Source organism: Gluconacetobacter sacchari (assembly GCF_014174255.1).
GTDB lineage: Bacteria > Pseudomonadota > Alphaproteobacteria > Acetobacterales > Acetobacteraceae > Gluconacetobacter > Gluconacetobacter sacchari.
In genome coordinates this window covers 1-2,089 of the sequence record NZ_JABEQJ010000081.1, presented here as the reverse complement: position 1 = coordinate 2,089, position 2,089 = coordinate 1, and the positions used below count along the sequence as shown (strand labels likewise).

The window sequence follows — 2,089 nt, the reverse complement described above, 5'->3', positions numbered from 1 at the left end:
GGCGATCTACTGCGCGCGCGGCGAAATGGAGAACCGGATCAAGGAGTGCCAGTTCGACCTGTTCGCCGACCGGACCTCCTCGGGAACCATGCGGGCCAACCAGTTGCGCCTCTGGTTCGCCTCCATGGCCTATGTCCTGCTCTGCGCCCGCTGATGCGCGCCAACCATCTTGGCCGCCGCCGACAACCAAGATGGCCGGTCGGATCAGGCGGAGAAGTGGGCGCAGCCCGCATCTTCGCCTGACCCGGCCGGTGGGCTCTTCTCCATGATGGGGATGGTCGGTGCTGGCCGGTAAGGTCGAGGTCTCTGCGATCAAACTGAGACCCGACCATGCCAGGCAAGTCTGTCACCGACCAGCAAGTGAGCATTTACATGAACGACCGTCGTCATCACAGTCAGCGAATTGCTGCCGCCCGTTCAGGTTTCAGCGAACGAACCGCCCGTCGCCTTGAAATCGCATCAGCACTTCCGTCCCAGCGCAAGACGATCCGGGGGCGCACTGTGCCCGACCCACTCAGTATGATGTGGGAGCCACTCTTGCAGCCGATCCTCCAGCGCGATTCCGCCGTTCAGGCGGTTACCCTGCTCCGTCACCTGCAAATACCTGTCCGGACGCGTTCCCCGATGATCGTGTGCGCCGCACGCTTGAGCGCCGGGTCAACAGTTGGCGTGCCTTGCACGGCCCCGAGCGGGATGTGATCTTCCGGCAAACGCCCGAGCCCGGGCGCATGGCCCTGTCAGATTTCACCGATGTCAGTGAACTCGAGATCACGATCGCGGGCCAGACCCTGGACCACCGTCTTTTCCATTTCGTTCTGGCCTATAGCGGTTGGGAGCATGCCGCCGTTGTTCTGGGCGGCGAGAGCTTTACCGCCCTGGCCGAGAACCTCCAGAATGCGCTCTGGACGCTCGGTGGCGTGCCTGGCGAACACCGCACCGACAGCCTTTCGGCAGCCTACCGCAATCTCGACAAGGACGCCGCCGCCGACGTCACCAGACGCTATGAAGCATTCTGCGCCCATTACGGCATGATCGCCAGTCGCAACAACCCCGGGGAGGCTCATGAGAACGGGGCGGTTGAATCCCATAACAATCATCTCAAGACCGCTCTCGATCAGGCCCTGATCTTGCGTGGCTCCCGCGATTTCGTAGCCCTGTCCGACTGGCGCCGCTTCGTCGACGAACTCGTCGCCCGCCGTAATCGGCGTCGTGAGGCCGTCGTGAGCATCGAGATGGCAACACTCCGCTCACTTCCCGCACGGCGGACTACCGACTTCACCGAAATGGTGGTGCGGGTTACCCGCAGCGGCGGCTTCCGCGTGCATGGTGTGTTCTACTCCGCACCATCCCAACTGATCGGAAAACGCCTGAGAATCCATATCTACGATGACAGGATCGAAGCTTTCCTTGGAGCGACCTCTGTCGCCTCTCACCCTCGCCTCCGTCAGGGGAACGATGGCATTCGTCTCCATAGCGTCAATTATCACCATGTTATTCACGCCCTGCGCCGCAAGCCACAGGCGCTGGCCGGATCGGTCTATCGCGAGGATCTGTTTCCCCGTTCGGAATATGCCGACGCCTGGGCCGCTCTTTCCGCCGCTCTGCCGCGCAAGGATGCCTGCCGCCGGATGGTCGGCCTGCTGTGCCTCGCCCATGACGACGGATGTGAGGGCGAACTGGCCACGTTGATCACCGCCGCCCTTGCCGAAAGGGAACTGCCGGACGCCCAGGAATTCAAGTCGCGTCTGCAACGCCGCAACACTGCACTTCCATGTGACACCCCCGTCATCCTGACCAGCCTCGTCAGCTTCGACGCACTCCTGGAGGCACGGCCATGAGCGCGCCCGCAATGACCCCTCACGCCGTCGACGTCCATACATTGCCCGCAATCCTGACGGCATTACGCCTGCCGAGCTTTCTGCGTCATTGGCCGGCCCTGGCTCAACGTGCCGACAACGAAGGGTGGCCGGCAGCACGGTTCCTCGCCGCGCTGGCCGAAATCGAAGTCGCCGAACGCAATGCCCGCCGGATCGGGCGTCATCTCCAGCAGTCAGGTCTCCCTGGCGGCAAGACCTTCGCCACGTTCGAT

General features: G+C 63.0%; 1 protein-coding gene and 2 pseudogenes. All 3 read left to right on the top strand.

All coding sequences use genetic code 11. The annotated features are described in order from the left end of the window. Positions 1-148 (top strand): annotated as a pseudogene (locus HLH48_RS22700) (transposase); the annotation flags it as partial. A gap of 182 nt (positions 149-330) precedes the next feature. Beyond that, positions 331-1,838: pseudogene (istA, locus tag HLH48_RS22695) on the top strand (IS21 family transposase). Continuing rightward, positions 1,835-2,089, top strand: a 255-nt coding sequence (locus HLH48_RS22690; RefSeq protein WP_246387735.1) for an ATP-binding protein, incomplete at its 3' end; no start/stop codon positions are given. The pseudogene istA and the gene HLH48_RS22690, both read left to right, overlap by 4 nt.